Consider the following 26287-nt stretch of genomic DNA (forward strand, 5'->3'; position numbering starts at 1 on the left):
AGAAACCGGTTACGAAACGAGCGCTTCGAGGGCGGTGTATCAGCCCCTGCTGGCGGGCGGCCGTACCGAGTTTCGTACGACGACATGGGTGCCGAGGACGAGATGGTCGCCGTCGGGGCCCTTGCGGCGGCCCGCACCGCCCTCGCGCCGGTCGGCCACCGCGCGCAGGGCGACCCGGCCCATCTCCTCGTACGGCACGTGCACGGTGGTCAGTTGGGGCGTGAGCTGGGAGGCGAGCGGGATGTCGTCGTAGCCGACGATGGATACGTCCTCCGGCACCCGCAGCCCGGCCGCGCGCAGGGCCTGCATCGCGCCCGCGGCGACCACGTCCGTGCCGGCGAGCACGGCCGTGAAGTCCGGCGTCTCGTGCAGGGCCGTCTCCACGGCGCTGTAGCCGTGCTCGTCGTCGTACGGGCCGTGCCGCACCATGCCCGGGTCGAAGGGCACGCCGTACGCCTCGAAGGCCCGCTCGGCGCCCCTCAGCCGGCCCTGGGCCGTGGTGAGTTCGGCGGGACCGGGCAGCACCAGGACCCTGCGGTGGCCGGCCGACAGCAGATGGCTGGCCATCGCGTAGGCGCCGCCCTCGTTGTCGTAGTCGACCGTGGTGGCCGGGACGTCGCCCTCCAGGGGCGGCCTGCCCACCAGGACGAGATGCGAACCGGCCGCGTCCAGGGAGCGGGCGAAGCGGGCCATGCGCAGCTGGTACTCGTCGTAGTCGTAGGCGCCGCCGAGCAGCACCACCGCGGCCACGCCCTGCTGGCGCATCATGTTGACCAGCGCGAGTTCCCGTTCGGGATCGTCGCCGGTGGTGCCGACCAGGGAGAGCCAGCCGCGCAGGGTGGCGGCGCCCTCGACTCCCTTGGCCACGTGGGCGAACGCGGCGCCGGTGATGTTGTTGATCAGGATGGCGACCGTCGGGGTGCCACCGCCGGCGAGGGAGCGGGCGTGCGCGTTGGTGACGTAGTCCAGGTCCCGGACGACCTTCATCACCCGGCGGCGCAGGTCCTCCGAGACGGGGTAGTTGCCGGACAGGACACGCGAGACGCTCGCGACGGAGACCCCCGCACGCTCCGCCACATCACGAATAGTGGCCCGTCCGGCGTCCCCGGCCGCCTTGCGCTGACTCACCGTTGCGGCTCCTTCACCTGAAGAACTTCCCTTGCCGGCCGCCGAGAGGGTGCGCTCCTGGGCGGCCCGGGCAAGGTCTGTTGCGGTTCGGCCGCGACCCGAAGGGGCGCGGGGCTGTGTCGACATGCGGCTCCGCCGCGTGGGCGCGACCAGCCGCGACGACGCCGCAGACGGTCGACGACCCGTCGCCCTCCCGCGGGGGAGCCGTACATCCGCGCAGCCCGCGCAGCGCACCCGTGCGGAAACCGTATCCCATTGTTTCTCCGGCGTGCCGGGCTGTGGACAACCGGGTGGAGCGGTGCTCGTCGCAGGCGCGTGGAGAGCCGCTGCCCGACCGCCGGGGGAGCCGCGGGCACCGCCCCGTCACGCGACCCGGGCCAGGTCCGAGTGCCGTACCTCGTGGGCCGGCGGCAGGCCCTCGACCAGGCGTTCCAGTTCCTCCACGACGATACGGCCGAGACGTTCCAGCTCGTTGCCGAGCGAGCCCGCGATGTGCGGGGTGAGGAAGACGTTGGGCAGGCGGTAGAGCGGGGACCCGGCGGGCAGCGGCTCCGGTTCGGTGACGTCGAGGATCGCCTGCAGCCGGCCGGAGACCAGCTCGTCGGTGAGTGCGTCGGGGTCGACGAGGGCGCCGCGAGAGGTGTTGATCAGGACGCCGCCGTCCCGGATCAGCGCGAGCCGGCCGGCATCCAGCATGCGGTAGGTCTCGGGGATGTCGGGCGCGTGCAGCGACACGATGTCGCTGTGCCGCAACAGGTCCTCCAGCGGCAGGAGTTCGGCGCCGAGGGCGGCGGCCGTGGCGGGACTGACGTAGGGGTCGTGGAGCAGGAGCGTGAAGTCGAACGGCCGCAGCAGCTCCAGCAGCCGGCGGCCCACGCGTGAGGCCCCGATGATCCCGATCCGGCGGCCGACGTTGCCGGTGTGCGCGGTCTCGGCGTCGGTCGGGTATGCGTGGGTGGCGCGGAAGCGCTCGCGGTGGGTGAAGGTGTCCTTCCCGGCGAGCAGGATCATCGCGAGGGTGTACTCGGCGACGGGCAGGGCGTTGCCCGTCACCGCGCTGGACACGGTGATCCCGCGCTCCCACAGGGCCTGGCCGACCAGCGATCGGACCGAGCCCGCGGCGTGCAGGACGGTGCGCAGCCGGGGCGCGGCGGCCAGCACCCCGGCGTCGAGGCCGGGGCAGCCCCACCCGGTGATCAGCACCTCCGCCCGGGCTAGGGTCTCCGCGGCCGCCGGGTCGGCGAAGTCCCGTACGACGAACCCGGGATCGAGGTCGCAGGCCTGCTTCAGCCGGGCCATGAGCGGTGGGGGGAAGAGCAGCGGGAGGTGCACCGGATCCATCGCGAACACGGCCCTCGGCGGCTGGGGGTTGGGCATGGCTCTCCTGAACGCTGGACGGGTTGGCTGGGCGGGATGGCTGGACGGGATGGAAACAGTTTCAGAAAGCGCCTTCTACCGTAGATCTGTGGTGAAGCGAGGGTCAATCGCCGGGAAGAGTGGCGTGTGGACCGCCTTCTCCGGTGAGGTGCGGCCCTTGATCCTGCTCTGGGGTGAAATCGGTTACTACGGTTTCCCCAGCAGGGTCGAGCCGTGTAGCCGATTCTGACAACCGGTTGCCGTCCTGAGCAGGACCGTAGCCTCCCGGACCCGCTGCGCACAGCGGACCCACTGTTTTCGAAAGTTCGTCATGCCTCTTGACGTGCCGTGCTCTCCGACGGAAGCTCCGTGACACCGCGTAGCAACCGGTTCCCGAAACATTCGCACGCCGCATCCGTCCCCGTCGCGTGCCCCGACTCCGTCATCCATCTCCGCGAAGAGAGCGGGTAGTTCATGCACTCCCATGCCGGTGCGGCATCACTCAGTGGCTCTGCCCTGCAAGTTGCAGGTGCCGCGACCGGCGGCGAGAGCATCACGGTGATGGGGCTCGATGATGCTGCCGCAGATGATCACGCTCGTGAACAACCTCCTGACCGCGGGTTTCGTGATGTACGTCGTCCCCATCCTGCTGATCTTCCGCGTCGCCCAGCGCGGTTTCGTGGCCGCGATGTCCACGACCGGCCTCAAGCAGCCCCCTTGTCGGCCCTTTGCAAGGAGTCACGCATGAACACGCCTCTGTCCCGCCGCACCGCCCTCCAGGCGGCGGGTGCCACCGTCCTCGCTGCCGGCCTGACCAACCTGACCGCCACGGCGGCCCGTGCCGACGGCGCGGGCGACAACGCGGCGCCGAAGCTGGTCACTTACCCCCGCCCGGCCACCATGCCGACCAACACCAGCTTCAAGGTGCGGGTGCGGACCGCTCCCGACGGCGACTGGCAGACGCTCGACATCTACCGGCCACAGCTGGAGGAGATCAACCCGACCACAGGATCCGGCAAGGTCTACAACACCTCGATGGTGTACTTCGACTTCCAGGGCTCCGTCGAGATCGAGGTCACCTACCTCAAGGGCGGCACCACCAAGGCCCGGGTGAGACCGGACTCGCTGGGCATCGAGCCCGAACTCGGCGGTGACACCCTGGTGTTCACGCTCGACGAGCCGAAGGACGTCGTCGTCCAGATCAACGACGAGATCTTCGACTGTCTGCACGTCATCACCAACCACATCTGCCCCAACCCGCCCTCGGCGGACGATCCGGACGTCATCTACTTCGGCCCCGGTGTGCACACCGTCACCGGCAACGTCCTCACGGTCCCCAGCGGCAAGACCGTGTACCTCGCGGGCGGCGCCGTCCTGCAGGCGCAGGTGTTCTTCAAGAACGTCGAGAAGGCCGCGCTCACCGGCCGCGGCATGCTGAACGCCGGCCCCGGCGGCATCCTCTGCGAGGGCAGCAAGAACATCCGCGTCGAGGACGTGATCATCATGAACCCGAACGGCTATGCGGGCACGTTCGGGATGAGCGAGAACATCCACGTCAAGAAGGCGCGTTCGTTCAGCTCGAAGGGCAATGGAGACGGTTTCGACGTCTTCTCCTCGACCGGGATCCTCTTCGACGGCTGTTTCATGCGCAACTCCGACGACTGCTTCGCCATCTACTGCCACCGCTGGGACTACTACGGCGACACCCGCGACATCACCATCCAGAACTGCACCCTGTGGGCCGATGTCGCACACCCCGTCAACGTCGGTACGCACGGCAACACCGACAACCCGGAGACGCTGGAGAACCTGGTCATCAGGAACATCGACGTCCTCGACCACCGCGAGCCCCAGATGAACTACCAGGGCTGCATCGCGCTCAACCCCGGCGACTCCAACCTGATCAAGAACGTGCGGATCGAGGACGTCCGCATCGAGGACTTCCGCTGGGGCCAGGTCATCTACATGAAGGTGATGTTCAACCCGAAGTACAACACCTCGGTGGGCCGCGGCATCCAGGACGTCTACGTCAAGAACCTCAGCTACACGGGCACGCACGCCAACCCGTCGCTGTTCCTCGGCTACGACGCAGAACACGCCATCGACGACGTCACCTTCGAGAACCTGGTGATCAACGGCGTCGTGGTCGCCGACTCCATGAAGAAGCCGAAGTGGTACTACACCACCGACGAGATCCAGTGGTTCTACAACGAGCACGTGACGAACCTGAGGTTCCTCACGACCGCCGAGGCCGAGGCGGCCGCCGCGTCATGAGCACCCCCGCGACCAGCCGCCGGGGCTTCCTCGGCGGAGCTGCGGCCCTGCTGCTGGCATCGGGCACGAGCGGACTGCTCGTGCCCACCGCCGCCCGGGCCGCCGACCGTAACGACACCGGCACCAGAGCCTTCACCCACCCCGGCCTGCTGCACACCGCCGACGACCTGGCCCGTATGAAGGCTGCCGTCGCCGCCAAGCAATCCCCGGTCTACGACGGCTACCTGGCGTTTTCGGCGCACGCCCGCTCCTCGGCCTCGTACGCCATCCAGAACACGGGCCAGATCACCTCCTGGGGCCGCGGCCCCACCAACTTCCAGAACCAGGCCGTCGCCGATTCGGCCGCCGCCTACCAGAACGCCCTGATGTGGGCCGTCACCGGCAACCGGGCGAACGCCGACAAGGCACGCGACATCCTGGGCGCCTGGTCGGCGTCCCTGACGGCGATCACCGGCGCGGACGGTCCGCTCGGCGCCGGGCTGCAGGCCTTCAAGTTCGTCAACGCGGCCGAACTGCTCCGCCACACCGGCTACGACGGCTGGTCGGACGCGGACATCGCCCGCTGCGAACGCTCCTTCCTCGACGTCTGGTATCCCGCCGTATCCGGTTACATGCTCTACGCCAACGGCAACTGGGACCTGACCGCCCTGCAGACCATCCTGGCCATCGGCGTGTTCTGCGAGGAGCCCGTGCTCTTCGAGGACGCCCTGCGCTTCGCCGCGGCAGGCAGCGGCAACGGCAGCGTCCCGCACCGCATCGTCACCGCCGCGGGCCAGGGCCAGGAGGCCGGCCGCGACCAGGGCCACGAACAGCTCGCCGTCGGCCTGACCGGCGACATCGCCCAGGTCGCCTGGAACCAGGGCATCGACCTGTGGGGCTTCGAGGACAACCGCATCCTCGCCAACTTCGAGTACGCCGCCCGCTACAACCTCGGCGGTGACGTCCCCTTCACCCCCGACCTCGACCGCACCGGCAAGTACATCAAGAAGGCGGTTTCCGCGACCGCGCGCGGCAACCTGCCGCCGATCTACGAGATGGCCTACGCCCACTACGCCGGCATCCGCGGCCTCGGCACCCCGTACACCAAGGCCGCCGTCTTCCGCGGCACCGGCGGCGCCCGCGTCGTCGAGGGCAGCAACGACGACCTGCCCGGCTGGGGCACCTTCGCCCACGCGGGTGCGACGGCCCCCGCTGCCACGGTGCCGACGGCCCCGGCGGGCGTCACCGCGGTCGGCGACGGCAGGTCCGTCACCGTGAGCTGGCTGCCGTCCGCATGGGCGAGCACGTACACCGTCCGCCGGGCCACCAGGCCCGAGGGCCCGTACGAGGAGATCGCCACCCGCTTGGACAAGCCGACGTGCAACGACACCGACGCGCGCCCGGGCCGGACGTACCACTACAGGGTCATTGCCACCAACTCCCAGGGCAGCAGCGGCGATTCACGCGCCGCCTCGGCAGCAACCGGCCTCCCCGCCCCCTGGTCCAGCCAGGACCTCGGCGCCGTGGAGATCCCCGGTTCCGCCGCGTTCGACGGCGAGCGCTTCGTGCTGGAGGCGAGCGGCACCGCCGGCACCTATCGCCTCGCACACCTGGCGCTGCCGGGCGACGGAACGGTCAGCGCGCGGATCGCATGGCCGCTCAGCTCGCAGTACTCCAAGATCGGCGTCACCCTGCGCGACTCGCTCGACGCGGCCGCGGCGCACGCATCCATGCTGATCCAGGGGCTGCCGCTGTACACCTGGAGCGGTGTGTGGAGCGTGCGGCCGTCGGCCGGGGCGGCGATCTCCGCCACCGGCAGCACACCCGTGCCGCCCACCCAGCAGGAAGCCATCACCACCAACGCCGCCTTCCCGATCTCCAGCCTCGGCTCGCTTCCGGAGTCCGCGACCCCGCTGGAGGCCCCGTACGTCGAGGGCGCGGGCGACGGCTACCGGCTGCGGGCGCCGTACTGGGTGCGGGTGACCCGCAAGGGCCGCCGGTGCACCGGCGCGATCTCCCCGGACGGCATTCGCTGGACCGAAGTCGGCTCCACCGAGGTCGAGTTGGGGCACACGGCGTACGCCGGTCTCGTCCTCACCTCCTGCCTCGGCGTCGACGAGGACTACGCCGAGACCGGCACCGGGGCCTTCGACAACGTCACGGTGACGTCGGCCTCGGGCGAGGTGTGGTCGGCCCCGCGCCCGGCCACTGTGGCGACCGGCCTCACGGCGACCACCGGCGCCGACGCCGTCGAGCTGGCCTGGACCGACCCGGACCTCTCGGCCCGCTACAAGGTGCTGCGCTCCACCGGCGCCGACGGCCCGTTCCACACCATCGCCACCGGCATCGGCCCCATCGGCTTCGGCACCCGCATCCGGTACGCCGACGCCACCGGGACGCCCGGCACGACGTACCACTACGTCGTCGCGAAGACGAACGCCGGTGGCCGCGGCCCGCTCCCGGAGCCGGCGACGGCAGCCATGCCGACCCCTGCGGCACCTCAACTCACCTCCGCCACAGCGGCGTTCGCGAACCAGGGCGTCCCCTTCCGGCACCTCCTGCGTGCCTCGCACGAGCCCATACGCTTCACCGCGGACGGACTCCCCGACGGCCTGCGCGTCGACAGACGCACCGGCCTGATCTGCGGAACCCCCAACGAGACCGGTTCGTTCGCCGTCACCACCACCGCGGGCAACGCGGCCGGAGACGGCACCGGCACCCTCGCCCTCACCGTCGGCACACCCCCACCCGACCCCTGGACCTACGGCGACCTCGGCGATGTGATCCTCGACGACCGTGCCTACGGGAGCTTCGGCGTGGTGGCGATCCGCACGCCGGGCAGCACCTCGTACGACGGCGGGACCTTCACCGTCCGCGGCGCGGGCGTCGATCTGACCGTCAACAACCAAGGGATGACAGGGCAGTTCGTACGGCAGCCCGTCTCCGGCGACTGCACGGTCACCGCCCGGCTGGTCTCCCGCAGCGGAGCCGCCGCCGACCGGGTGGGCCTGCTGATGGCCAAGTCGCTGTCACCGTTCGACCAGGCCGCCGGAGTGATCGTCACCGGCGGCACCTCCGCGCAGCTGATGCTGCGCAGGACCGTGGCGGGTGCCTCCGCGTTCTCCGGCACCGCGACCGTCCAACTGCCCCTGCTGTTGCGGCTGAAGCGCGCCGGGACCGTCTTCGCCGCAGCGGTTTCCACCGATGACGGCGCCACCTGGACCGCCCTTGCCTCCGGCGAGATCCCCGGCTTCGGTGACGCCCCCTTCCACGTGGGCCTGGTGGTCTGTTCGCGCAGCCCGCTGGCCCTCGGTACCGCCCACTTCGAAGAGGTGAGCATCACTCCCGACTGATCCCCCCACGGATTGGAGTCGCACACAATGAGCCGCATCTCCCCCCACCAGAGCCCCGACCAGGGCGAGTTGAGCCGCCGCGGTCTGCTGAGGACCGCGGGCGGGCTCACCGCCGCACTCGCCCTCGGGGGTTCCGCGGTCGCGCCGGCGAGCCCCACCGCCGACGCAGCCCCTGCGACCTTCACCCATCCCGGCATGCTCCACAACGCCGGCGACATAAACCGCGCCAAGGTCAAGGTCGCCGCGAAGGCCGACTCCTGGCTGTCCGGCTGGAACAGACTGACCGCGGGCTCCCACTCGCAGTCCACCTGGAAGCCCAACCCGCAGACCACCATCATCCGCGGCGGCACGGGCCAGAACTACGGCATCCTCTACAACGACATCGCCGCCGCCTACCAGAACGCCCTGCGCTGGGTGGTCGGCGGCACGGCCGCCAACGGCGACACCGCCGTCAAGATCCTCAACGCCTGGTCGGCCAAGCTGACCACCCTCACCGGCAACGCCGACCGGTTCCTCGCGGCCGGCATCTACGGCTGGGAGTTCTGCCAGGCGGCCGAGCTGATGCGCGGCTACGCGGGGTTCGACCTCGCCGCGTTCCAGAAGATGATGGTCGACGTCTTCTACCCGCTCAACAACAGCTTCCTGACCCACCACAACGACGCCTGCATCACCAACTACTGGGCCAACTGGGACCTTTGCAACATGGCCTCGATCATGGCCATCGGGATCCTCACCGACGACGCGGCCAAGTACGACCAGGCGGTCACCTACTTCAAGTCCGGCGCGGGAAACGGTTCCATCGCGCACGCGGTGCCGTACCTGTACACCGACTCCGACGGCTACGCCCTCGGCCAGTGGCAGGAGTCCGGCCGCGACCAGGGCCACAGCATCATGGGCATGGGCCAGATGGGCGCGCTGTGCGAGATGGCCTGGAACCAGGGCGACGACCTCTACTCGTACGACAGCCGACGCTTCATGAAGGCCGCCCAGTACGTCGCCAAGTACAACATCGGCCAGGACGTGCCCTACACCACCTACACCTGGGGCACCGGACAGAACTGTGCCCGGTCCTCCCAGACGGTGATCGGCTCCGGCTCCCGTGGCCAGCTCCGCCCGGTGTGGGCCATGCTCCACTTCCACTACAACCGGCGCCTGTACCTCGACGACAAGTACATCTCGGCCATGTACTACGACCTCATCGCCCCCGAGGGTGGAGGAGGTGACTACGGCTCCACCAGCGGCGGCTACGACCAGCTCGGCTTCGGCACCCTGATGTACGCCAAGTAGCCGCCGGATCGCGCTCTGCACCGGAATACCGGGGCGATCTGTGGTGCTCTGGTGTTACCGGTGCAGTGGCGCGGTGAGGAGGCTGGTGGTCGTATGACGGCAGCAGTCCAGGCAGACCCGGTGGTGAGCACGCCGTACGGAGCCGTACGCGGCCGGTACGAGCACGCCATCGCGGTGTTCCGCGGCATCCCGTACGCCGCGCCCCCCTTCGGCCCCCACCGGTTCCGGCCGCCGGTACCGCCCGAGCCCTGGGACGGCGTGCGGGACGCGGGCGCGTTCGGGCCGACGCCGCCGAAGCCGCCGTACTCCGAGGCCTTCGAGAAGTACCTGTCCGACCCGGTCATCCCCGGTGACGACTGCCTCAATCTGAACGTGTGGACGCCTCAGCCGGGCCCCGGGAGCCGGCTCCCGGTACTTGTGTGGCTGCACGGCGGGGCCCTGACCAGGGGATCCTCCGCGGTGCCCGTGTACGACGGGCGGAGCTTCGCCCGGGACGGCGTCGTCCTCGTCTCGGTCAACTACCGGCTGGGAGTCGAGGGCTACGGACTGTTCCCGGACGCCCCCGCCAACCCCGGCCTGCGCGACCAGCTCGCCGCCCTGCGGTGGGTGCACGAGTCGATCGCGGCCTTCGGCGGAGACCCCGACCGGATCACCGTCGCCGGGCAGTCCGCGGGGGCGATCAGCGTCGGCGCCCTGCTCGCCGCCCCGCAGGCACAGGGGCTGGTACGGCGGGCGGTCCTGCAGAGCGGGCCGCCCGAGGCGTTCGAACGGGACAAGGTACGGCGCATGGTGCGCCGCATGGCGACCCGGCTGAAGATCCCCGCCACCGCCGCGGCCTTCGCCGACGTCGACCGGGAACTGCTCCTGCGCACCCAGGCCGACGTCGGCAAGCTCAGCAGCCCGGTGCTCGGCGGCCCCTCCTTCGGCATCGTCGTCGACGGCGACCTGGTGCCGCGCGATCCCCTGGAGGCGCTCGTCGACGGCGACGCGGCGCGGGGCGTCGACCTGATGATGGGCTGGACCAGCGACGAGTACCGCCTCTGGCTCGTCCCCGGCGGCCTCCTGGAGCGCGTCGACCACCTGGGCCCGGTCGCCCTCGCCGGCGCCATGGCCCGCTGCCACTGCAACACCGAGGTGCCCCGCGGCTACCGCACCCTGCACCCCGAGGCCGGCACCGCCGAGATCGTCGGTCAGATGGTCACCGACCATCTGCTGCGCCTGCCCCTGCACCACCTGGCCGACGCCCGCCCCGGCACCTCGTACGTGTACGAGTTCGCCTGGCCCTCGGGCCTCCCCGGCCTCGGCGCCTGCCACGCCCTGGAACTCGGGTTCGTCTTCGACACCGGCGACGTACCGGAATCACGCAAACTCGCAGGTGAGGGCGCGCCTCAGGAGCTGGCCGACGCCATGCACGCGGCGTGGGTGCGCTTCGCGGCCGACGGGAATCCCGGCTGGGAGCCCTGGGACGCCACGCATCCGGTGCGGATCTTCGACGCGGGCGAGCCGCGCACCGTCCACGGGCCGCGGGACGCCGAGATCGCCCTGTGGATGGCCGACGCCCTCAGGACTCCGCCCACCACACCCGCAGCGGTCCCGGTGGACGGCTCGACCATGCGCAGTACGGAACTTCGGTCCGTCGTACGGCGCCTGCGACTGCCCGGCTCGGTCCGCCGGCAGTGACCGCCGAAGGCGGCTACTGCCGAACTGCCGCCACCGAGTCCCGCACCACCACATGCGTCCCCAGCAGCAGATGTTCGTCCGGAGTCTCCGGGGTGCGGTCCAGGGCGGTGCGGACGGCGAGACGGCCCAGTTCCTCGTACGGGACGTGCACCGTGGTCAGGGCGGGGTGCAGGTCGCGGGCGAAGGGGATGTCGTCGTAGCCGGTCAGGGAGACATCGCCGGGAACGTCCAGGCCCGCCTCGTGCAGCGCGGTCAGGGCGCCGGCCGCGACCATGTCGGTGGCGGCGACCACGGCCGTGAACTCCAGCCCCTCCTCGAGGGCTTCGCGCATCAGCCGGTGGCCCGCGTCACGGGTGAAGTCGCCGTGCAGGAGCAGCGCCGGGTCCGGCTCCAGGCCGCGGGCGCGATGGGCGGCGAGATAGCCGCGCTCACGCCCCTGGGCCGTCGTGTGGTCCGGTTTCCCGCCGAGGAACAGAATCCGCCGGTGGCCCTGGGAGAGCACATGGGCGACCAGGGCGTGGGCGCCGCCCTCGTTGTCGTACTCGATGACCGTCACCGGGGCGCCGGGCCCGAGCGGCGGCCGTCCGCACAGCACCAGCCGCGAGCCCGCCGACGCGAGCGAGTCGGCCATACGGCGGGTGCGCTCGCGGTACTCGGCCGTGTCGGCGGCACCGCCCACCAGGATCACGGCGGCGGCGCGCTGGGCCCGCATCATCTCCACGAACTCCAGTTCGTGCCGCACGTCCCCCTCCGTGCTGCACACCAGGCACAGATGCCCGAGCCGGGTCGCCTCGCGCTCCACGCCGTACGCCATGTGCGCGAACGACGGCCCGGTGATGTCCTCCAGCACAAAGGCAAGCGTGGGCGTCCCCACCCCGGCGACCGCCTTGGCCCGCGCATCGGCGACGTAGTCCATCTCCCGCACGGCCCGCATCACCCGCGCACGCGTGGCCGCACTCACCGGATACACCCCACCCAGCACCCGCGACACGGTCGACGCGGACACCCCCGCCCGGGCCGCCACATCCCGAATGGTGCTCCGCCCGAGGTCCGCGCTCTTCCTAGTCATCGCATCGGCAACCGGTTCCCATGGGCTGAGGCTAGCGCCCCGAAAGGGGCGCGGGGAACGGCGCGAGCAACCACGACTCACTGGTGGTCGCGACTCGACAGAAGCCCTACGGCGAAAGGGCGAACCGCTCAGCCCCGCAGGACCCCTGCGATCCCCGCGATGGCCGCAGGCCCAACCCTGCAGCACCCCCCGATCAGCCGCGCACCCGACGCCTGCCAGCCCGTCACCTGCTCGGAGGTGAACGAGGAGCGCCCCCTCCAGGCACGCGCCTCCGCGTCCCAGGCTTCCCCACTGTTGGGATAGACGACAACGGGCTTGCCGGTGACACGCACCGCGGTCTCGACCGCCCCCTCCACATCCTCCGGCGCACAGCAGTTGACGCCGACAGCGATCACCTCGTCCACCTCGGCGGCCAGACCGAACGCCTCCTCCAGCGGCTGCCCGGCCCGAGTCCGGTCACCGGCGACCGAGTACGAGAGCCACGCGGGCACCCCCAGCCCGCGAACCCCCCGCAGCAGCGCCGCCGCCTCGTCGGAATCCGGCACCGTCTCCAGCGCCAGCACGTCGGGACGGGCAGCGGCCAGCACCTCCAGCCGGGGCCGGTGGAAGCGCTCCAGCTCGTCGACGCCCAGCCCGTACCGCCCCCGGTACTCGGAGCCGTCCGCGAGCATCGCCCCGTACGGGCCGACCGACGCGGCCACCCACAGCGGCCGCGTGACCCCCTTCGCCTGCGCCTGCCGCGCCGCCTCGCGCGCCAACTCCACGCTCAGGGCAAGCAGTTCGGCAGCCCTCTCCCGCCCGATCCCGCGCCCCGCGAACCCCTCGAACGTGGCCTGGTAGCTCGACGTGATCGCCACGTCCGCACCCGCCTCGTAGTACGCGAGGTGTGCCTCGGTGATCGCCTCGGGCCGCTCGGCGAGCAGCCGCGCCGACCACAGCTCGTCGCTCAGGTCGTGCCCTGCGGACTCCAGCTGGTTGGACATGCCGCCGTCGAGCACGACGGTTCCGGTGGCGAGGGCCTCGGCGAGGGAGGAAGGGGTGTCGCTGGTCATGGGAAGACGCTAGCCGAAGGGGCCGGTGACGACCGTTCATGTCCATCACGTGAACAGAGCGCCCAACATGTGGGACGCCGGGTTACGATCACGCACCCTGTTCCCCTCTGCACGGAAAGCACCATGACTGCCCCCAGCCCCACCGAGGCCACCGCATCAGAGCCGGCCGCCACCGCCACTCCCCGCCGCACCTTCGGCCTCGCCGCGGCCACCGCGCTGGTCATGGGCAACATCATCGGCGGCGGCATCTTCGCCCTGCCCGCCGCCGTCGCCCCGTACGGCACGGTGAGTCTGCTCGCGTTCCTCGTGCTGTCGGTCGCCGCGGTGCTGCTCGCCCTGCTCTTCGGCAGGCTGGCCCGGCGCAGCCCGGTCACCGGCGGTCTGTATGTGTACCCGCGCGACGCGTTCGGCCCGTTCGCCGGGTTCCTGTCGGCCTGGTCGTACTGGACGATGTGCTGGGTCAGCATCGCCGCGCTCGCCGTCGCGGTCGTCGGCTACGTCGACGTCCTCGTCCCCCTGCACGGCAACCACGCCCTCGAAGCGGTCGTGGCCCTCGCCGCGCTGTGGCTGCCCGCCGCCGCGAACTTCGCCGGGACCCGCTGGGTCGGCGCGGTCCAGGTGGTGTCGACGATCCTGAAGTTCGTGCCGCTGCTGCTCGTCTCCACGATCGGGCTCTTCTTCGTCGACGCGGACAACTTCGGCCCGTTCAACGCCTCCGGCGAAGGCGCGCCCGGCGCGCTCGCCGCGGCCGCCGCCCTGCTCCTCTACAGCTTCCTCGGCGTCGAGTCGGCCGCGGTCAGCGCGGGCGAGGTCGAGAACCCCGAGCGCAACGTCGGCCGCGCGAGCGTCCTCGGCACCCTGGGCTCCGCCCTCGTGTACCTGCTCGGCACGGTCGCCGTCTTCGGTCTCGTCCCGCACGACAAGCTGGTGAACTCCGGCGCCCCCTTCGCCGACGCCGTGAACGCGATCACCGGCGGCTCCTGGGGCGGCACGGCCATCGCCCTGGTTGCCGTCGCCTCGATCACCGGCTGCCTCAACGGCTGGATCCTGCTGGCCGCGCAGATGCCGTACGCCGCCGCCCGCGACGGCCTCTTCCCGGCACCGTTCGCGAAGGTCGGCAAGGGCGGGGTGCCCGGCTTCGGGGTCTGGGCCGTCGCCGTCCTCGGCACGCTCCTGATCGCCCTGAACTACACGGCGGGCCCCGACACCACGTTCCGCGTCCTCGTCCTGATCACGACGTTCACCGGCTGCGTGCCCTACCTGCTGTCGGCCGCCGCGCAGCTGTACTGGCTGGCCCAGGGCACCCGCGAGCGCGTCCGCCCGGCCGGACTCGCCCGCGATCTGGTCGTTGCCGCCCTGTCCTTCGCGTTCTCGTTCTGGCTGATCGCGGGCGCCGGTTACGCGGCCGTCTACCAGGGCGTGCTGTTCCTGTTCGCGGGGATCCCGGTGTATGTGTGGCTACAGGGCCGGAAGCGGGAACCGGCGGGGGAGACGCCCACGCCGTCCGCATGAGGCGACACAGCGGCGGCTAACCGTGCGCCGCGTGCCGTCCACCCCGCCGCCCGCCACTGCGCCCGCGCCTGACCGCCGGCACCACGAGCCCGACCAGCAGCCCCGCCGCCAGCACATACGGCCACCAACCGAGGCCGCTGCTCGCGGTGCCGGCCGCCGCCGCGCCGGACGATGCCGTGTCCGGGTGGGCGGCGGTCGGGGAGTGGCTCCCGCCGGTCGCGGTCAGGGTGACGTCATTGCCGTCGCCGCCGTGGTAACTGATGCGGTACGTGGTGTCGGCGAGCTTCAGCCGTGTACCTTCCGCCAGCCCCTTGAAGGCGCCGGTGGTCTTCGACTTCCCCGAGTGCTCGATGACGGTGATCGCAGGGGCCGGTTTCGCCCCGGCGGCCGCCAGGTCGAGGTCTCCGGCCAGCCGGACCGACGATCCCGTCACCTTCAACGGCTCGGCGCCCAGGACGAGTTCACCCTTCGCGCTCTGCGTGTAGCTCCCGGAGACCGTGACCCCGCCCGCCACCACACCGTCGTTGGTCACGGCCCCGTTCACGGTGCCCTTGCCGGTCAGCGTGGTGGCCACGCGCAGCCCGGACGGCCCGGGGTCGAGCCGCGAGCCCGTCGAGCTGAGTCTGATCGCCCTGCTGTGGACGAGGCTTGCGCCGGAGCGCAGCGCCAGGGTCCCCTTCTCGACCGTCGTCGTGCCGGTGTACGTCACCCCGCTTCCCGCCAGGGTCGCCGTGGCGGCCCCGCTCTGCGTCAGCGATCCGCTGCCGCTGATCCGGGACAGGGCCAGAGCCTTGCCCGTGTTGTTCAGCACCAGCGAGCCGTTGTCGACCACCTTGTAGAGGTCACCCTTGGTGTAGAGCCCGCCGTCCCCGCCCGGCTTGCCGCTGCCCAGTCGCAGTACCGCGCCCTTGTCGACCGTCGTCGAGCCGTTGTAGTACTGGACGGCGGCGAAGGTCACGTCGTTGCCCTTCGTCCCCTTGATGACGATGTCCCCGGCGCCGGGCGCGGCCAGCGTGTCGTGGAACCTGCCGCCGCCGATGGGGGCGCCCAGCGTCACCGGCCCGCCGTAGTCGAACGTGAGCAGCGAACGGGAGCGCGCCGCGAGCAAGTTGATGTAAACGGTCTCTGCCGTGCCCGGCATGAAGATCTTGTCGGTCGTGCCGTCCCCCCACTGGACGTTCGCGCCCTTGATGTTGGTGCCGCGCTTGTTGACGTTCTTGTGCGCAGGCGTCCAGTTCAGGGACGGATCGCTGAGGGAGGGGTCGGTGTCGCCGCCCTGGTTCGACCAGCTGTACTGGCCGGTCAGGATCACCTTGCTGCCGGGCCGGGACTGGATGTTGATGTCACTGCCGTACTCGCGCTGGTAGAAGTCCATGCCCATGGTGACGGTCTGACCCAGAGGCGTGTCCACGGTCCAGGTGCCCTGGTTGAGGACCTTGCGCACGTTCGGCAGCGACGTGGCGAACTCCGGCGCGCCGGCGTTGAGCTGCGTGCCGTTGTCGATGACACCGGAGAAGGAGTGGGTGCCCGACAGGGCCCAGCTGCCCCAGAGGAAGCGGGGCTGTGTGATCAGGCCCGAGCCGCTGATCGTGCCCAGGTTGTAGGCGCTCGTCAGCGACAGCCGCAGCGTGCCGTCGACCCGGATGTTGTCCTGGTTGAGCCGGAACGCCGGGGTGTTGTACGGGAAGTGCCCGATCAGCCCGGTCGTCCCGCCGTCGCCGTACTGCAGGGTCGCACCCCGCTCGACGGTGATCGCGGGCGGATCGGCGTCGGCCGTGGTGACGTACGGGTGGTTACCGCCCTGGATGTTCACGGACTGCCGCTGACGGGACCTCGGCAGCGTGAAGTCGCTGTCCTTGGTGAGGACCAGCGTGCCGCTGCCCCGGACCGTGAGCGTGCCCTCCCCGCGGAACACCCCGTCGTACGTCGTCGTCCCGGACGGTACGGTGACCACGGCGTCGCCGGTGAGCGTCACGTCCCGGTCGGCGAGCACATCGGCGGTGACGTCACCGGAGCCGGCGGCCGCGGCGGGGGGAGCGGTGGAGAGCAGGGCGGCGACGGCTGCGAGAGCTGCGGCGACGGCTGCTGTCTGGTGGGTATGGCTGCGCACGTCAGAGGAGAAGGGCCGGGCGGCTGACCGATAACAGAAAAACTGCCGGACGATCAAAATTGGGAAAGCGCTGTCTGTCAGTCACGTCAGACCCGTTGACCTCCTCGTTCCACGCCCTTACCTTTTCGGCGCTCGTAATGACAGATGGTGTTCGCTACCTCGAACGTCCCCCCTGAGAGGCAGCCGCATGAGCCGCAACAACGACCTGCCCCACGTCCCCAGCCGTCGCCTGATGCTCAAGGGAGCCGCCCTGGCCGCGGGCGCCCTGGCGGCCACCCCCGCCGTGGCCACCGCCGCACCGACCGCGAAGGCGGCCCCGTTCGTGAACCCGCTCGTCCGCCGGCGCGCCGACCCCTACATCCACCGCCACGCCGACGGCCACTACTACTTCACGGCCACCGTGCCCGAGTACGACCGGATCATCCTGCGCCGCTCCCGCACCCTGAACGGCCTTGCGAGCGCCGCCGAGTCCGTCATCTGGACCAAGCACGCCACGGGTGTCATGGGCGCGCACATCTGGGCGCCGGAGATCCACCGCATCGGCGGCAAGTGGTACATCTACTTCGCCTCCGCGCCCGCCGAGAGCATCTGGGACATCCGCATCTGGGTCCTGGAGAACGCCGGCCCCGACCCCTTCAAGGGGACCTGGGTGGAGAAGGGCCAGGTGAAGACCGCCTGGGAGACCTTCTCCCTGGACGCCACCACCTTCAGCCACCGCGGCACCCGCTATCTCGTCTGGGCCCAGCACGAGCCCGGCATGGACAACAACACCGCCCTGTGGCTGTCGAAGATGGCGAACCCCTGGACCCTGACCGGCCCTCAAGTGCGGCTCTCCACACCGGAGTACGACTGGGAGACGGTCGGCTACAAGGTCAACGAGGGCCCCGCCGTCCTCGCCCGCAACGGCCGCCTCTTCCTCTCCTACTCGGCCAGCGCCACCGACTACCACTACTGCATGGGCCTGCTGACCGCCGACGCCAACGCCGACCTGATGGACCCCGCCAACTGGTCCAAGTCGCCGACGCCCGTCTTCACCAGCAACGACACCACCAAGCAGTACGGCCCCGGCCACAACTGCTTCACGGTCGCCGAGGACGGCCGCAGCGATGTCCTCGTCTACCACGCCCGCCAGTACAAGGAGATCACCGGCGACCCCCTGAACGACCCCAACCGCCACACCCGGATCCAGAAGCTGGGCTGGAACCCGGACGGCACCCCCCACTTCGGCGTTCCCGTGGCCGACACGGTCGCCGGCTCGGTTGCCGACTCCGCGAAGGAGAGGGCGTGACATGAGACGTGCGTACGCGGTACTGCTCGCCCTCTGCCTGGGCCTGTTCGCCCTCGCGACCGCCGGCCCCGCGCAGGCCGCCGCCCAGACCGTCCCCAACGGCGTCCAGTTCACCGACACCTCGGGCAACCCGGTCCACGCCCACGGCGGCGGGGTCATCAAGGTCGGCTCGTACTACTACTGGTTCGGCGAGGACCGCAACAGCGACAACACCTTCAAGTACGTGGACGCCTACCGCTCCACCGACCTGAGGAACTGGGAGTTCAGAAACCACGTCCTGACCCAGTCGTCCGCCTCCGAGCTCGGCACCGCCTACATCGAGCGCCCGAAAGTCATCTACAACGCCTCCACCGGCAAGTTCGTCATGTGGATGCACAAGGAGAACGGCGTCGACTACAGCCAGGCCCGCGCGGCCGTCGCCGTCTCCGACACCGTCGACGGGAACTACACCTACCAGGGCAGCTTCCAGCCGCTCGGCCAGTACATGTCCCGGGACATCACCACGTTCGTCGACACCGACGGCACCGCGTACATGGTGTCGGCCGCCAACGAGAACTACGACCTGCACATCTACAAGCTCACCGCCGACTACACGGGCATCGCCTCCCTGGTCGCGAACCCGTGGCCCGGCGGCCACCGCGAGGCCCCCGCGCTCTTCAAGCGGGGTGGCGTCTACTTCATGCTGACTTCGGCGGCCACCGGCTGGAACCCCAACCAGCAGCAGTACGCCACCGCCACCAGCCTCTCCGGCCCGTGGACCTCGATGACGAACGTCGGCGACTCCACCGCCTACGGCTCGCAGACCGCGTACGTCCTCCCCGTCCAGGGGACTTCGGGCACCTCGTACCTCTACATGGGCGACCGCTGGGGCAACTCCTTCGGCGGCACGGTCAACGATTCCCGGTACGTCTGGCTGCCGTTGACCTTCCCGAGTTCCACCTCGATGTCCATGTCCTGGTCGCCGGAGATCACCGTGGACACCGCCTCCGGGAGCGTCACCGGCACCAGCGCCACGTACAACACGCTGATCGCGCGGCACAGCGGCAGGTGCGCCGACGTCACCAGCCAGTCGCTGTGGCAGGGCGCCCAGATCAAGCAGTACGACTGCAACGGCGGCACCAACCAGAAGTACTGGTTCAAGTCCCTCGGCAGCGGCTACTACCAGCTGGTGGTCAGGAACAGCTCCCTGTGCGTGCAGGAGAACGCGAGCACGGTCACCCAGGAGAACTGCAGCAGCTCGGCCACCACCCAGCAGTGGTCGCTGACCACCTCGGGCTCCTACGTCAACATCAAGTCCCGCGCGAGCGGCCAGTGCCTGGACGTGTCCGGCGCGTCCACCGCCAACTCCGCCGCGGTCATCACGTACACCTGCAACGGCGGCACCAACCAGCAGTGGACGCGCGGAACCTGACGTCAGGTCAGTAGATCGATCGCGTCGATCGACGTGCCCGCACTGAGGAAGGACATCGTCCCCGAGCCGCTCACCACGTTGATCTTCAGCACGTTGTACTGGCTGGTGTCTGAGAGCCAGGCACTCGCCGGAACGCTGTAGGTGAACGTGTAGTTGTTGCCCCGGTACGAGCCCACGGTCAGCGACCTGGTGCTCGGCTGGCCGGGCGGCGAGGGGATCGACGACGTCCAGTCGTTGACGCTGATCTGCGGCCGGCCGTTGGCGTAGGCCGTCGTCACACCGATGCGCAGGGTGTGCGCGGCGGCGGCCTGCGCGGCCGTCAGCTTGAAGTGGACGAGGATGCCGCTGTTGACGTCCTTCCAGAGGTAGCAGGGGAAGGCCGAGGTCTCCGTCCCGCTGCCGATGACGACGTTGCCGGTCCAGGACGCGGCCCGGCTGTCGGACGGGTGCGCGTACGTCATCAGGTCCGCGTTCTTGAACCCGCTCGGCGAGCCGTTCCACTCCCCGATGCGCCAGATCGCGCTCGCGTTGCCGGGGTCGTTCGACGACGGGACCGCGATCGTGTTGAGGGTGGTCGTGCCGCCCGCGGTGACCGTCACCGAGCTGGTGTGGACGGCGAGTTCACCCTTGAAGACGGTCAGGGTGTACGTCCCCGGCAGCACCCCCGGAATGGAGAAGTAGCCGTCCGAGGAGCGGGCCGGGCCCCAGTACTGCGCGGCCGGGTTGGCGAGCCCGACGGTGTACGGGAACGTCGTGTTCCGGCCGGTGATCCCGACCCCGGTGACCTTGCCGCGACCGCTCGCCGCGACGTATCCGGAGATGCCGAGCGAGTCGGCCCAGGAGGTGGTGAGGTTGGCGTGGTACAGCGAGGAGGAGGGCGCGCCGCCGTCCGTGAAGGCGATGACGTACGGGCCCTGGAGGCCGAAGCGCTGGGCCTCCGTCTGGTTCTCGCCGTAGTAGAGGATCTCGTACAGGCCGCCGCCGTCGGCGCTCTGGTGGCGCAGCAGAGAGCGGTAGAAGGGGCCGCCGGAGGCCTTCTCGTGGTTGGAGCGGACCACGTACAGGCCGACGCTGCCCGTGGACCAGCCGATGTAGTCGTAGTCGATGACGCGGAGCTTCGAGTAGTGCTTGGAGCGGGTCTGGCCGTCGGACTTCTTGAAGACGTCCGAGGCTTCGACGGTGGTCGGCGCGTAGGTGTACGAGTCGGGCTGGTCGTTGAGGAACATGCCCGCCTTGACGCGCACGATGTAGCGGGTGGCGCTGACCGAGTCGTCCGCCTTGTTGGTCCACAGGTAGACGTTGTTCTCGCCGCTGCGGGCCGCGTAGTAGTGCTTGAGGGTGCCGTGGGCGACGGAGATCAGGATCGTCGAACCGGACTGCTTGATCGTCACCGTGGAGGTGCCGAGGCCCGATTCGATGTGCGAGTTCTTGCCGCCGTAGCCCTGGTACTCGGTGCCCTTGTAGACGAGCGAGGTCAGGTCGCCGTTGGTCTTGCTGACCTTGAAGACCAGGCTCGCGCCGGTGTCGACGACGTAGTTCGAGCCGTCGTCCGAGTAGCCGAAGCCCGCGGCCGACGCCGGGGCGGCGAGCGGCCCGGCGAGAGCGGCCGTCCCGGCGGCAGCGGCGGAACCGAGGACGAAGGTGCGGCGGCCGACCGGTCTGTTCGCGGTCTCGGACATGGGGGGTGCCTCCTTCGGAAGCCGTGCGGGAGTGGTGCGAGTGGTTGTGAGGGTGACAGTTGAATCGATTTCGCGAAAGGGCTTTCACGCGCAGGAAGTTGGCAGTCTTGTGAAATCGGTCCAAGGCCTAGAAAGCGCTTGCGGAGAGCGGTACGGTCCCTGCCGCCAGGCCTTGTCGTCCAGTCGTTTCCTCGGAGGGACACGCGAATGAGACGTTTCAAGCTCGCCCTGCTCGCGGCGCTGACACTGAGCGCCGGCCTGACGGCCGCACCGGCCCAGGCCCATGAAGGGCACCGCCCCCTCGGCATCGAGAACTGCACCGCCGGAGCCTGCCACTTCGACGTCCCGCCCGGCACGTACGACGTGAAGGTCCTCCTCGGCGGCGAGGCCGCGTCCAGCACGGGCATCAGCGGCGAGACCCGGCGCTCCCTGCTGCCCGAGACACCCGCGGCGGCGGGTGAACGCGTCTCCCGCAGCTTCACGGTGAACGTGCGCACGCCGGAGGGCGAGCCGACGGGTCCGGACGGAACTCCCGGTCTGGATCTGGCGGTCGGCGGCTCGGCCCCCGCGCTCGCCGGCATCAGCGTCACACCCGCCCGGCATGCCCGCCAGATCCTCCTGGTCGGCGACTCCACGGTCTGCGACCAGCCCGCCGCCCCGTACTCCGGCTGGGGCCAGCAACTGCCGCAGTACCTCCGCAAGGGCCTGTCCGTCGCCAACTACGCGGACTCCGGCGAGAGTACGGTGACGTATCTGCGGAACCCGCAGCTCTGGGCCACGGTCCAGCCGCTGATCCGCCCCGGCGACCTGGTCCTGATCCAGCTCGCCCACAATGACAAGACCACGGACGAGGCGACGTACCGGGCCAACTTGGAGACACTGGTGGCAGGTGTACGGGAGAAGGGCGGCGAACCGGTGCTCGTGACTCCCATCGTGCGGCGCTGGTTCAATGCGGACGGCACTTTGAACAACAACACCGCACTGCTGGTCAACAGCCTCGGAGTGGACCATCCTGCTGTCATCCGCTCGGTGGCCGCGGCCGAGAAGGTGCCGCTGATCGACCTGACGGCCAGGACGAAGGCGCTGGTGGAGTCCCTGGGCGTCGAGGGCTCCAAGGCGATCTATCTCTACAACGAGAAGAAGGACAACACCCACACCTCCGTCCACGGCGCCACGGTGTACGCAGGACTTGTCCGCGACGCACTTGTCGCCCAGCATCTGGTACCGGAGGGTCTGGTGCGGGTGGGATGAACTCCTGGGGCGTCTCGACCGGAACCGGGGCGCCCCAGGTCCCACCCTTCGTCCGTCGCCGCAGCTCCTGAAAGAGAACCGATGCACCTGCCCGCCGAGGACCGCACCGCCAGTCCCCACACCGGCTGCACCCGCGCCCACTGGGAGGCGGCCGCCGACGCCCTGCTCGCCGCGGTCGAGCCGTACGCCGCGGAGGGCGGCGCGCTCTACCACCTCCCCGGCGACCGCCCGAGCTGGTCCGGCCGGCTCTCCGACGGCCTGGAGGGCTACGCCCGCACGCTGCTCGCCGCGGCCTTCCGCCGCGACGAGACCGCGCTGCAGCGCTACGCCGACGGGCTCGCGGCCGGTGTCGCGGGCGTCTGGCCGCGGATCGAGGACCGCAGCCAGCCCCTGGTCGAGGCGGCCTCGATCGCCCTCGCGCTGCGGCTGACCCGCCCGCTGCTGTGGGACCGCCTCGACGACGGCGTACGGCAGCGGGCGGCCGCCTGGCTCGGGGACGCGCTGACCGCCGAAGCCTGGCCCTGCAACTGGGAGTTGTTCCCGGTGACGGTGGGCGGGTTCCTCGCCGACATCGGTTACGAGACGGAGGCGTCCCGCAAGGCGATCGACCGCGGCCTGGAGCGCATAGAGACGTGGTACGTCGGCGACGGCTGGTACACCGACGGCGACGGCCGCAAGTTCGACTACTACAACGGCTGGGCGATGCACCTGTACCCGGTGCTGCACGCCTGGCTGGCGCAGGACACCGCCCTGCTCGACCTGTACGGCGGCAGACTCTCCCGCCATCTCGAGGACTACGCCCGCCTGTTCGGCGGCGACGGCGCCCCGATGCACCAGGGCCGCTCGCTCACCTACCGCTTCGCGACGACGGCCCCGCTGTGGCTGGGCGCGCTGACGGGACACACGCCGCTGCCGCCGGGACAGACGCGGCGGCTGGCCTCGGGGGCCATGAAGTACTTCCTGGAGCGAGGCGCGCTGGACTCCCGCGGCCTGCTCACCCTCGGCTGGCACGGCCCAGACCCGGCCGTCCTGCAAGGCTATTCGGGTCCCGCCTCCCCGTACTGGGCGAGCAAGGGCTTCCTCGGCCTGCTCCTGCCGCCGGACCACCCCGTGTGGACGGCGACGGAGGAGCCGGGCCCGGTGGAGCGCTCCGACGCCCTCACCCCCATCGCGGCCCCCAACTGGCTCCTGCAGTCCACGCGTTCGGACGGGGTGGTCCGCCTCCACAACCACGGCAGCGAGGACGTCCGCTACGACCCGTACTACACGCGCCTCGCCTACTCGACGGTGACCGAGCCGGCTTCGTCGTACGACAACAGCGTGATCGTCGGTGACGATCCGAGCCGCACGGAGATCGAGCCGTTGGGCGTGGGCGACGGGTGGGTGGCCTCGCGGCACACGGCAGGCGGGGGAGCGCGGGTGACCAGCGTCGTGCTGGCGCGCGGGGCCGTGGAGGTACGGGCTCATCTGGTCGCGGGTGCCCAGCCGGGGACGGCGGTGCGGGTGACCGGATGGGCGGCGGCAGCGGGGCTGCGGGCCGAGCTGTCGCCGGCCGTCGGACTCTCCGACGAGCTCACCGGAGTCTGCGGCGAGGGAGACAGCCTGTTCGTCGCGCTGGTGAGGCTCACCGGTGAGGAGGATCCCGTGCCGCTCGGGGAGACGGTGAGTGTACGGGCGGACGGCGCCGGGGAGTTGACGGTGCGTTGGAGCGCGGGCCCCGAGGTGCGGGTGTCGCTCGGGGCCGAGATCCTTGTCGAGGAGTCCCGTCCCACCGGGTGAGACCCGTGACGAGGGGGCTCATGACACGGTGGCGGCGCCCACGCACCTCACCGGCGCGTGCGCTGGAGCGCGGCCACCAAGTCCGCCGACCACCGCCGCTGGGGGTGGCAGTGGTGGCCGGACAGCCTCACCTGCCCGGACCACTCCGGCGGACACCCGAGGCGGTGGTGACCGACAGGCCGTCGGCGGCCGTGGTCGAGGCACCGGCCGTGGCGTACCGGGCACCGAAGAACCCGGCGTTCGCGGCGAGTCCCGCGACGACGGGCTTACGTGCTGTCCTGACCCGGCGGTGCGTGGTCGTGCGGCTTGCTGCAGCCATGTCCCGTTGTCACCGCCGGTTGATCACAAGGTTGCCGCCCCGGTATCCCGAGGCGGCAGGCATCGATGTCGTCGTCGGCGTCAGCCGCCGAGCACGGGCAGGGTGAGACCGCAGTCGACCGGCTTCGCGTGGGCGGGATCGAGGGCGTTGCGCACGAGTTGGGCGGCGTTGGAGTCGTAGGCGATGGAGACGTGCTCGGAGAGGTCCTGGCGGCAGACGTCCTGGATCGTGATGTTCTTGACGGTCGCGCCCGGTCCGCGGGTCAGGAACTGGTTCGTGTACGGGGTGACGACCTCGTCGAACCTGGTGGCGATGACGGTGTAGGACACGCCCGGCTGTGTGTCCCCGTCCCGGTCCAGGGTCTTGTTCACCTCGGAGCCGACCATCTGGTCTGCGTACGCCTGACCCAGGACGAGGGAAACGGGCTGGTTGAGGCCCAGCTTGGTGGTCAGTGTGCCGAGGCCGGAGGCGGTCGTGCCGTGGTTGGAGGGCGCCAGGCCGATGAGGCTGTGCACCTTGTTCCGCTTCGGGTGCGCGGGATCCGTGCCGCCCGCGAACCGCAGATACCAGCGGGGCGTCAGACCACCTCCCTGGGAATGCCCGACGAGGTCGACCTGCTTGGCCCCGGTGGCCTGCAGCACGCGGTCGACGTAGGCGGCGATCTCCCGGGCGGAGTCCGGGACGTGCGCGGTTGCCTTGATCGGACTGCCCGGCGCCCCGCCGTAGTTGGCGGCGAAGACGCAGTAGCCCTGCTGCTTCAGATACGGCGACAGCAGGCCCCAGTTGAGACGGGCGTTCGCAAAGGTCCCGTGCAGCAGGACGACCGGGCGGGGATGCTCACGCGTGGGCTTGCAGTTCCAGTCGTCGGCCCCGGGCGGCGCCGCATCGGGGCTGACGAGTCCGCTGATCCCCGCCGCCGGCAGGGCGAGGAGGTTGCGCGGCGGGGGAGGCGTGGGACTGTCGGCCGCGACCGCCGCGCCCTGCTGCCCCACGGCCAGCGTCAGGGCGAGCCCCGCACAGACCGCGGCCCACTTGGCGCGCAGTCGGCCCGACCGCTTCCAGGAAACATTCCGATCAGTCATCGCGCCGCTCCTCGTCTCAGGCCGGCCGAGCGCCGACGCCGAGATGATCGAGGAGCGGTGTGTGTGCCGTGCACGACGACCGCGCGCAACACCTCTCATGGAGCAGCGATTTCACCCGTCCGGCCCGTGTCCTCTCGCAACTCGGCGCAGACGAAGGGGTCGGGCCTGACACGAACGGATGGGGCGGGAGACGAACGGTTTGGGCCCGGACGGTTCGGTCGTCCCCGAGGCGATGTGCTCCCAGCCTGCCGGTATGACCGAGACTCCACAGGAATCACCCGCCCGAGCCGTCACCGGCATGGTCGGCCACGTCCTCGAGATGGCCGCCGCCACCTGGACGAACCGGCCCGGCAAACCCGTCCACGTCGACGACCGCGTCCACACCCCGCACAAGGCGATCCGCCGTGTCGTCGACCACCTGGCCGAGCCGGAGGTCCGGCCGGCGGGCGAGAAGCCGCAGCCGGACGCCTGGCAGGCGTCCGCTGTGACGACCAGCTCGACCACTCGCCCGGCGTAGGCTGGAGCTTCCGTGAACTCGCCCTGAACCTCAAGGGATCGACGTACTACGCCGACTCGGTGGGCGGCCTCTCATGACCCGGCTCACAGCGCTCGCCGGTGAGTCCTTGGTAGAGTGGGGGCTTTCGTGGGTATCAGACCCTTTGGGCTCATCTCCGGCGA

At 70.4% G+C, this 26287-nt stretch carries 19 protein-coding genes; 11 read left to right on the forward strand and 8 right to left on the reverse strand.

The annotated features are described in order from the left end of the window. Positions 1 to 39: 39 nt before the first annotated feature. Entirely contained in the window at positions 40 to 1128 is a 1089-nt protein-coding gene (locus tag ACWCRD_RS00725) for a LacI family DNA-binding transcriptional regulator (RefSeq protein ID WP_450963792.1), read from the reverse strand. Positions 1129 to 1491: 363 nt separating this feature from the next. Next, positions 1492 to 2505: a hydroxyacid dehydrogenase gene (locus tag ACWCRD_RS00730; RefSeq protein ID WP_450963793.1), complete on the reverse strand. Its 1014-nt coding sequence runs from the start codon at positions 2503 to 2505 to the stop codon at positions 1492 to 1494. A gap of 565 nt (positions 2506 to 3070) precedes the next feature. On the opposite strand from ACWCRD_RS00730, the gene ACWCRD_RS00735 reads away from it, so the two are divergent. From ACWCRD_RS00735 to ACWCRD_RS00755, 5 genes are all read left to right on the forward strand, one after another. Continuing rightward, positions 3071 to 3232, forward strand: coding sequence for a hypothetical protein (locus tag ACWCRD_RS00735; protein WP_450963794.1), 162 nt, complete (start codon positions 3071 to 3073; stop codon positions 3230 to 3232). Continuing rightward, positions 3229 to 4758 (forward strand): glycosyl hydrolase family 28 protein, encoded by a 1530-nt coding sequence (locus tag ACWCRD_RS00740; protein WP_450963795.1) that lies wholly within the window; start codon positions 3229 to 3231, stop codon positions 4756 to 4758. The genes ACWCRD_RS00735 and ACWCRD_RS00740 overlap by 4 nt, the downstream gene beginning before the upstream one ends. Further along, positions 4755 to 8090, forward strand: coding sequence for a putative Ig domain-containing protein (locus tag ACWCRD_RS00745; RefSeq protein WP_450963796.1), 3336 nt, complete (start codon positions 4755 to 4757; stop codon positions 8088 to 8090). The genes ACWCRD_RS00740 and ACWCRD_RS00745 overlap by 4 nt, the downstream gene beginning before the upstream one ends. Positions 8091 to 8117: 27 nt before the next feature. Next, positions 8118 to 9377, forward strand: coding sequence for an alginate lyase family protein (locus ACWCRD_RS00750; protein WP_450963797.1), 1260 nt, complete (start codon positions 8118 to 8120; stop codon positions 9375 to 9377). A gap of 93 nt (positions 9378 to 9470) precedes the next feature. Beyond that, the gene (locus tag ACWCRD_RS00755) at positions 9471 to 11057 is read left to right on the forward strand and encodes a carboxylesterase/lipase family protein (protein ID WP_450963798.1); all 1587 of its coding nucleotides are present in this window, start codon (positions 9471 to 9473) and stop codon (positions 11055 to 11057) included. Positions 11058 to 11070: 13 nt separating this feature from the next. Here ACWCRD_RS00755 and ACWCRD_RS00760 read toward each other — a convergent pair whose 3' ends face one another. Next, positions 11071 to 12126, reverse strand: a complete 1056-nt coding sequence (locus ACWCRD_RS00760; RefSeq protein WP_450963799.1) for a LacI family DNA-binding transcriptional regulator — start codon at positions 12124 to 12126, stop codon at positions 11071 to 11073. A gap of 128 nt (positions 12127 to 12254) precedes the next feature. Further along, positions 12255 to 13178 carry a homocysteine S-methyltransferase gene (mmuM, locus tag ACWCRD_RS00765; protein WP_450963800.1) on the reverse strand — a complete coding sequence of 308 codons (924 nt, stop codon included), beginning with the start codon at positions 13176 to 13178 and terminating at the stop codon, positions 12255 to 12257. Positions 13179 to 13301: 123 nt separating this feature from the next. Here mmuM and ACWCRD_RS00770 point away from each other — a divergent pair, with 123 nt between their 5' ends. Beyond that, positions 13302 to 14690, forward strand: coding sequence for an amino acid permease (locus ACWCRD_RS00770; RefSeq protein WP_450963801.1), 1389 nt, complete (start codon positions 13302 to 13304; stop codon positions 14688 to 14690). 16 nt (positions 14691 to 14706) lie between these two features. On the opposite strand, the gene ACWCRD_RS00775 is transcribed toward ACWCRD_RS00770, so the two are convergent. Then, the gene (locus ACWCRD_RS00775; RefSeq protein ID WP_450963802.1) at positions 14707 to 16800 is read right to left on the reverse strand and encodes an autotransporter; all 2094 of its coding nucleotides are present in this window, start codon (positions 16798 to 16800) and stop codon (positions 14707 to 14709) included. 187 nt (positions 16801 to 16987) lie between these two features. Between ACWCRD_RS00775 and ACWCRD_RS00780 the strand changes: the two genes are divergently transcribed. Together ACWCRD_RS00780 and ACWCRD_RS00785 are read left to right on the forward strand one after the other, a co-directional pair. After that, a complete protein-coding gene (locus ACWCRD_RS00780) occupies positions 16988 to 18088 on the forward strand; it encodes a glycoside hydrolase family 43 protein (RefSeq protein ID WP_450963803.1) in 1101 nt (366 codons plus the stop codon). A 1-nt stretch (position 18089) separates the two neighbouring features. Continuing rightward, on the forward strand, positions 18090 to 19499 hold the full coding sequence (locus tag ACWCRD_RS00785) for an RICIN domain-containing protein (RefSeq protein WP_450963804.1): 1410 nt from the start codon (positions 18090 to 18092) through the stop codon (positions 19497 to 19499). 2 nt (positions 19500 to 19501) lie between these two features. Here ACWCRD_RS00785 and ACWCRD_RS00790 read toward each other — a convergent pair whose 3' ends face one another. Beyond that, positions 19502 to 21178 (reverse strand): rhamnogalacturonan lyase B N-terminal domain-containing protein, encoded by a 1677-nt coding sequence (locus ACWCRD_RS00790; RefSeq protein WP_450963805.1) that lies wholly within the window; start codon positions 21176 to 21178, stop codon positions 19502 to 19504. A gap of 207 nt (positions 21179 to 21385) precedes the next feature. Here ACWCRD_RS00790 and ACWCRD_RS00795 point away from each other — a divergent pair, with 207 nt between their 5' ends. Further along, on the forward strand, positions 21386 to 22429 hold the full coding sequence (locus ACWCRD_RS00795; RefSeq protein WP_450963806.1) for a rhamnogalacturonan acetylesterase: 1044 nt from the start codon (positions 21386 to 21388) through the stop codon (positions 22427 to 22429). Between the two features lie 81 nt (positions 22430 to 22510). Continuing rightward, positions 22511 to 24208, forward strand: a complete 1698-nt coding sequence (locus ACWCRD_RS00800; protein ID WP_450963807.1) for a DUF2264 domain-containing protein — start codon at positions 22511 to 22513, stop codon at positions 24206 to 24208. 127 nt (positions 24209 to 24335) lie between these two features. On the opposite strand, the gene ACWCRD_RS00805 is transcribed toward ACWCRD_RS00800, so the two are convergent. Further along, on the reverse strand, positions 24336 to 24527 hold the full coding sequence (locus ACWCRD_RS00805; RefSeq protein ID WP_450963808.1) for a hypothetical protein: 192 nt from the start codon (positions 24525 to 24527) through the stop codon (positions 24336 to 24338). A gap of 80 nt (positions 24528 to 24607) precedes the next feature. Further along, complete coding sequence (locus tag ACWCRD_RS00810) at positions 24608 to 25609, reverse strand: esterase/lipase family protein (RefSeq protein WP_450963809.1); 1002 nt, start codon at positions 25607 to 25609, stop codon at positions 24608 to 24610. A 253-nt stretch (positions 25610 to 25862) separates the two neighbouring features. Here ACWCRD_RS00810 and ACWCRD_RS00815 point away from each other — a divergent pair, with 253 nt between their 5' ends. Then, positions 25863 to 26126, forward strand: a complete 264-nt coding sequence (locus ACWCRD_RS00815; RefSeq protein ID WP_450963810.1) for a hypothetical protein — start codon at positions 25863 to 25865, stop codon at positions 26124 to 26126. The last annotated feature ends 161 nt before the right edge of the window (positions 26127 to 26287 follow it).

The sequence above is a fragment of the Streptomyces sp. NPDC002092 genome (assembly GCF_053593775.1).

Excerpts from the sequence above, each read along its gene's own strand:
- ACWCRD_RS00780 (WP_450963803.1), top strand. The coding sequence starts at position 16,988 with ATGAGCCGCAACAACGACCTGCCCCACGTCCCCAGCCGTCGCCTGATG.
- ACWCRD_RS00745 (WP_450963796.1), top strand. The coding sequence starts at position 4,755 with ATGAGCACCCCCGCGACCAGCCGCCGGGGCTTCCTCGGCGGAGCTGCG.
- mmuM (WP_450963800.1), bottom strand. The coding sequence starts at position 13,178 with ATGACCAGCGACACCCCTTCCTCCCTCGCCGAGGCCCTCGCCACCGGA.
- ACWCRD_RS00730 (WP_450963793.1), bottom strand. The coding sequence starts at position 2,505 with ATGCCCAACCCCCAGCCGCCGAGGGCCGTGTTCGCGATGGATCCGGTG.
- ACWCRD_RS00785 (WP_450963804.1), top strand. The coding sequence starts at position 18,090 with ATGAGACGTGCGTACGCGGTACTGCTCGCCCTCTGCCTGGGCCTGTTC.
- ACWCRD_RS00800 (WP_450963807.1), top strand. The coding sequence starts at position 22,511 with ATGCACCTGCCCGCCGAGGACCGCACCGCCAGTCCCCACACCGGCTGC.
- ACWCRD_RS00735 (WP_450963794.1), top strand. The coding sequence starts at position 3,071 with ATGATCACGCTCGTGAACAACCTCCTGACCGCGGGTTTCGTGATGTAC.
- ACWCRD_RS00750 (WP_450963797.1), top strand. The coding sequence starts at position 8,118 with ATGAGCCGCATCTCCCCCCACCAGAGCCCCGACCAGGGCGAGTTGAGC.
- ACWCRD_RS00795 (WP_450963806.1), top strand. The coding sequence starts at position 21,386 with ATGAGACGTTTCAAGCTCGCCCTGCTCGCGGCGCTGACACTGAGCGCC.
- ACWCRD_RS00740 (WP_450963795.1), top strand. The coding sequence starts at position 3,229 with ATGAACACGCCTCTGTCCCGCCGCACCGCCCTCCAGGCGGCGGGTGCC.
- ACWCRD_RS00760 (WP_450963799.1), bottom strand. The coding sequence starts at position 12,126 with ATGACTAGGAAGAGCGCGGACCTCGGGCGGAGCACCATTCGGGATGTG.
- ACWCRD_RS00770 (WP_450963801.1), top strand. The coding sequence starts at position 13,302 with ATGACTGCCCCCAGCCCCACCGAGGCCACCGCATCAGAGCCGGCCGCC.
- ACWCRD_RS00755 (WP_450963798.1), top strand. The coding sequence starts at position 9,471 with ATGACGGCAGCAGTCCAGGCAGACCCGGTGGTGAGCACGCCGTACGGA.
- ACWCRD_RS00810 (WP_450963809.1), bottom strand. The coding sequence starts at position 25,609 with ATGACTGATCGGAATGTTTCCTGGAAGCGGTCGGGCCGACTGCGCGCC.
- ACWCRD_RS00815 (WP_450963810.1), top strand. The coding sequence starts at position 25,863 with ATGACCGAGACTCCACAGGAATCACCCGCCCGAGCCGTCACCGGCATG.
- ACWCRD_RS00805 (WP_450963808.1), bottom strand. The coding sequence starts at position 24,527 with ATGGCTGCAGCAAGCCGCACGACCACGCACCGCCGGGTCAGGACAGCA.
- ACWCRD_RS00790 (WP_450963805.1), bottom strand. The coding sequence starts at position 21,178 with ATGTCCGAGACCGCGAACAGACCGGTCGGCCGCCGCACCTTCGTCCTC.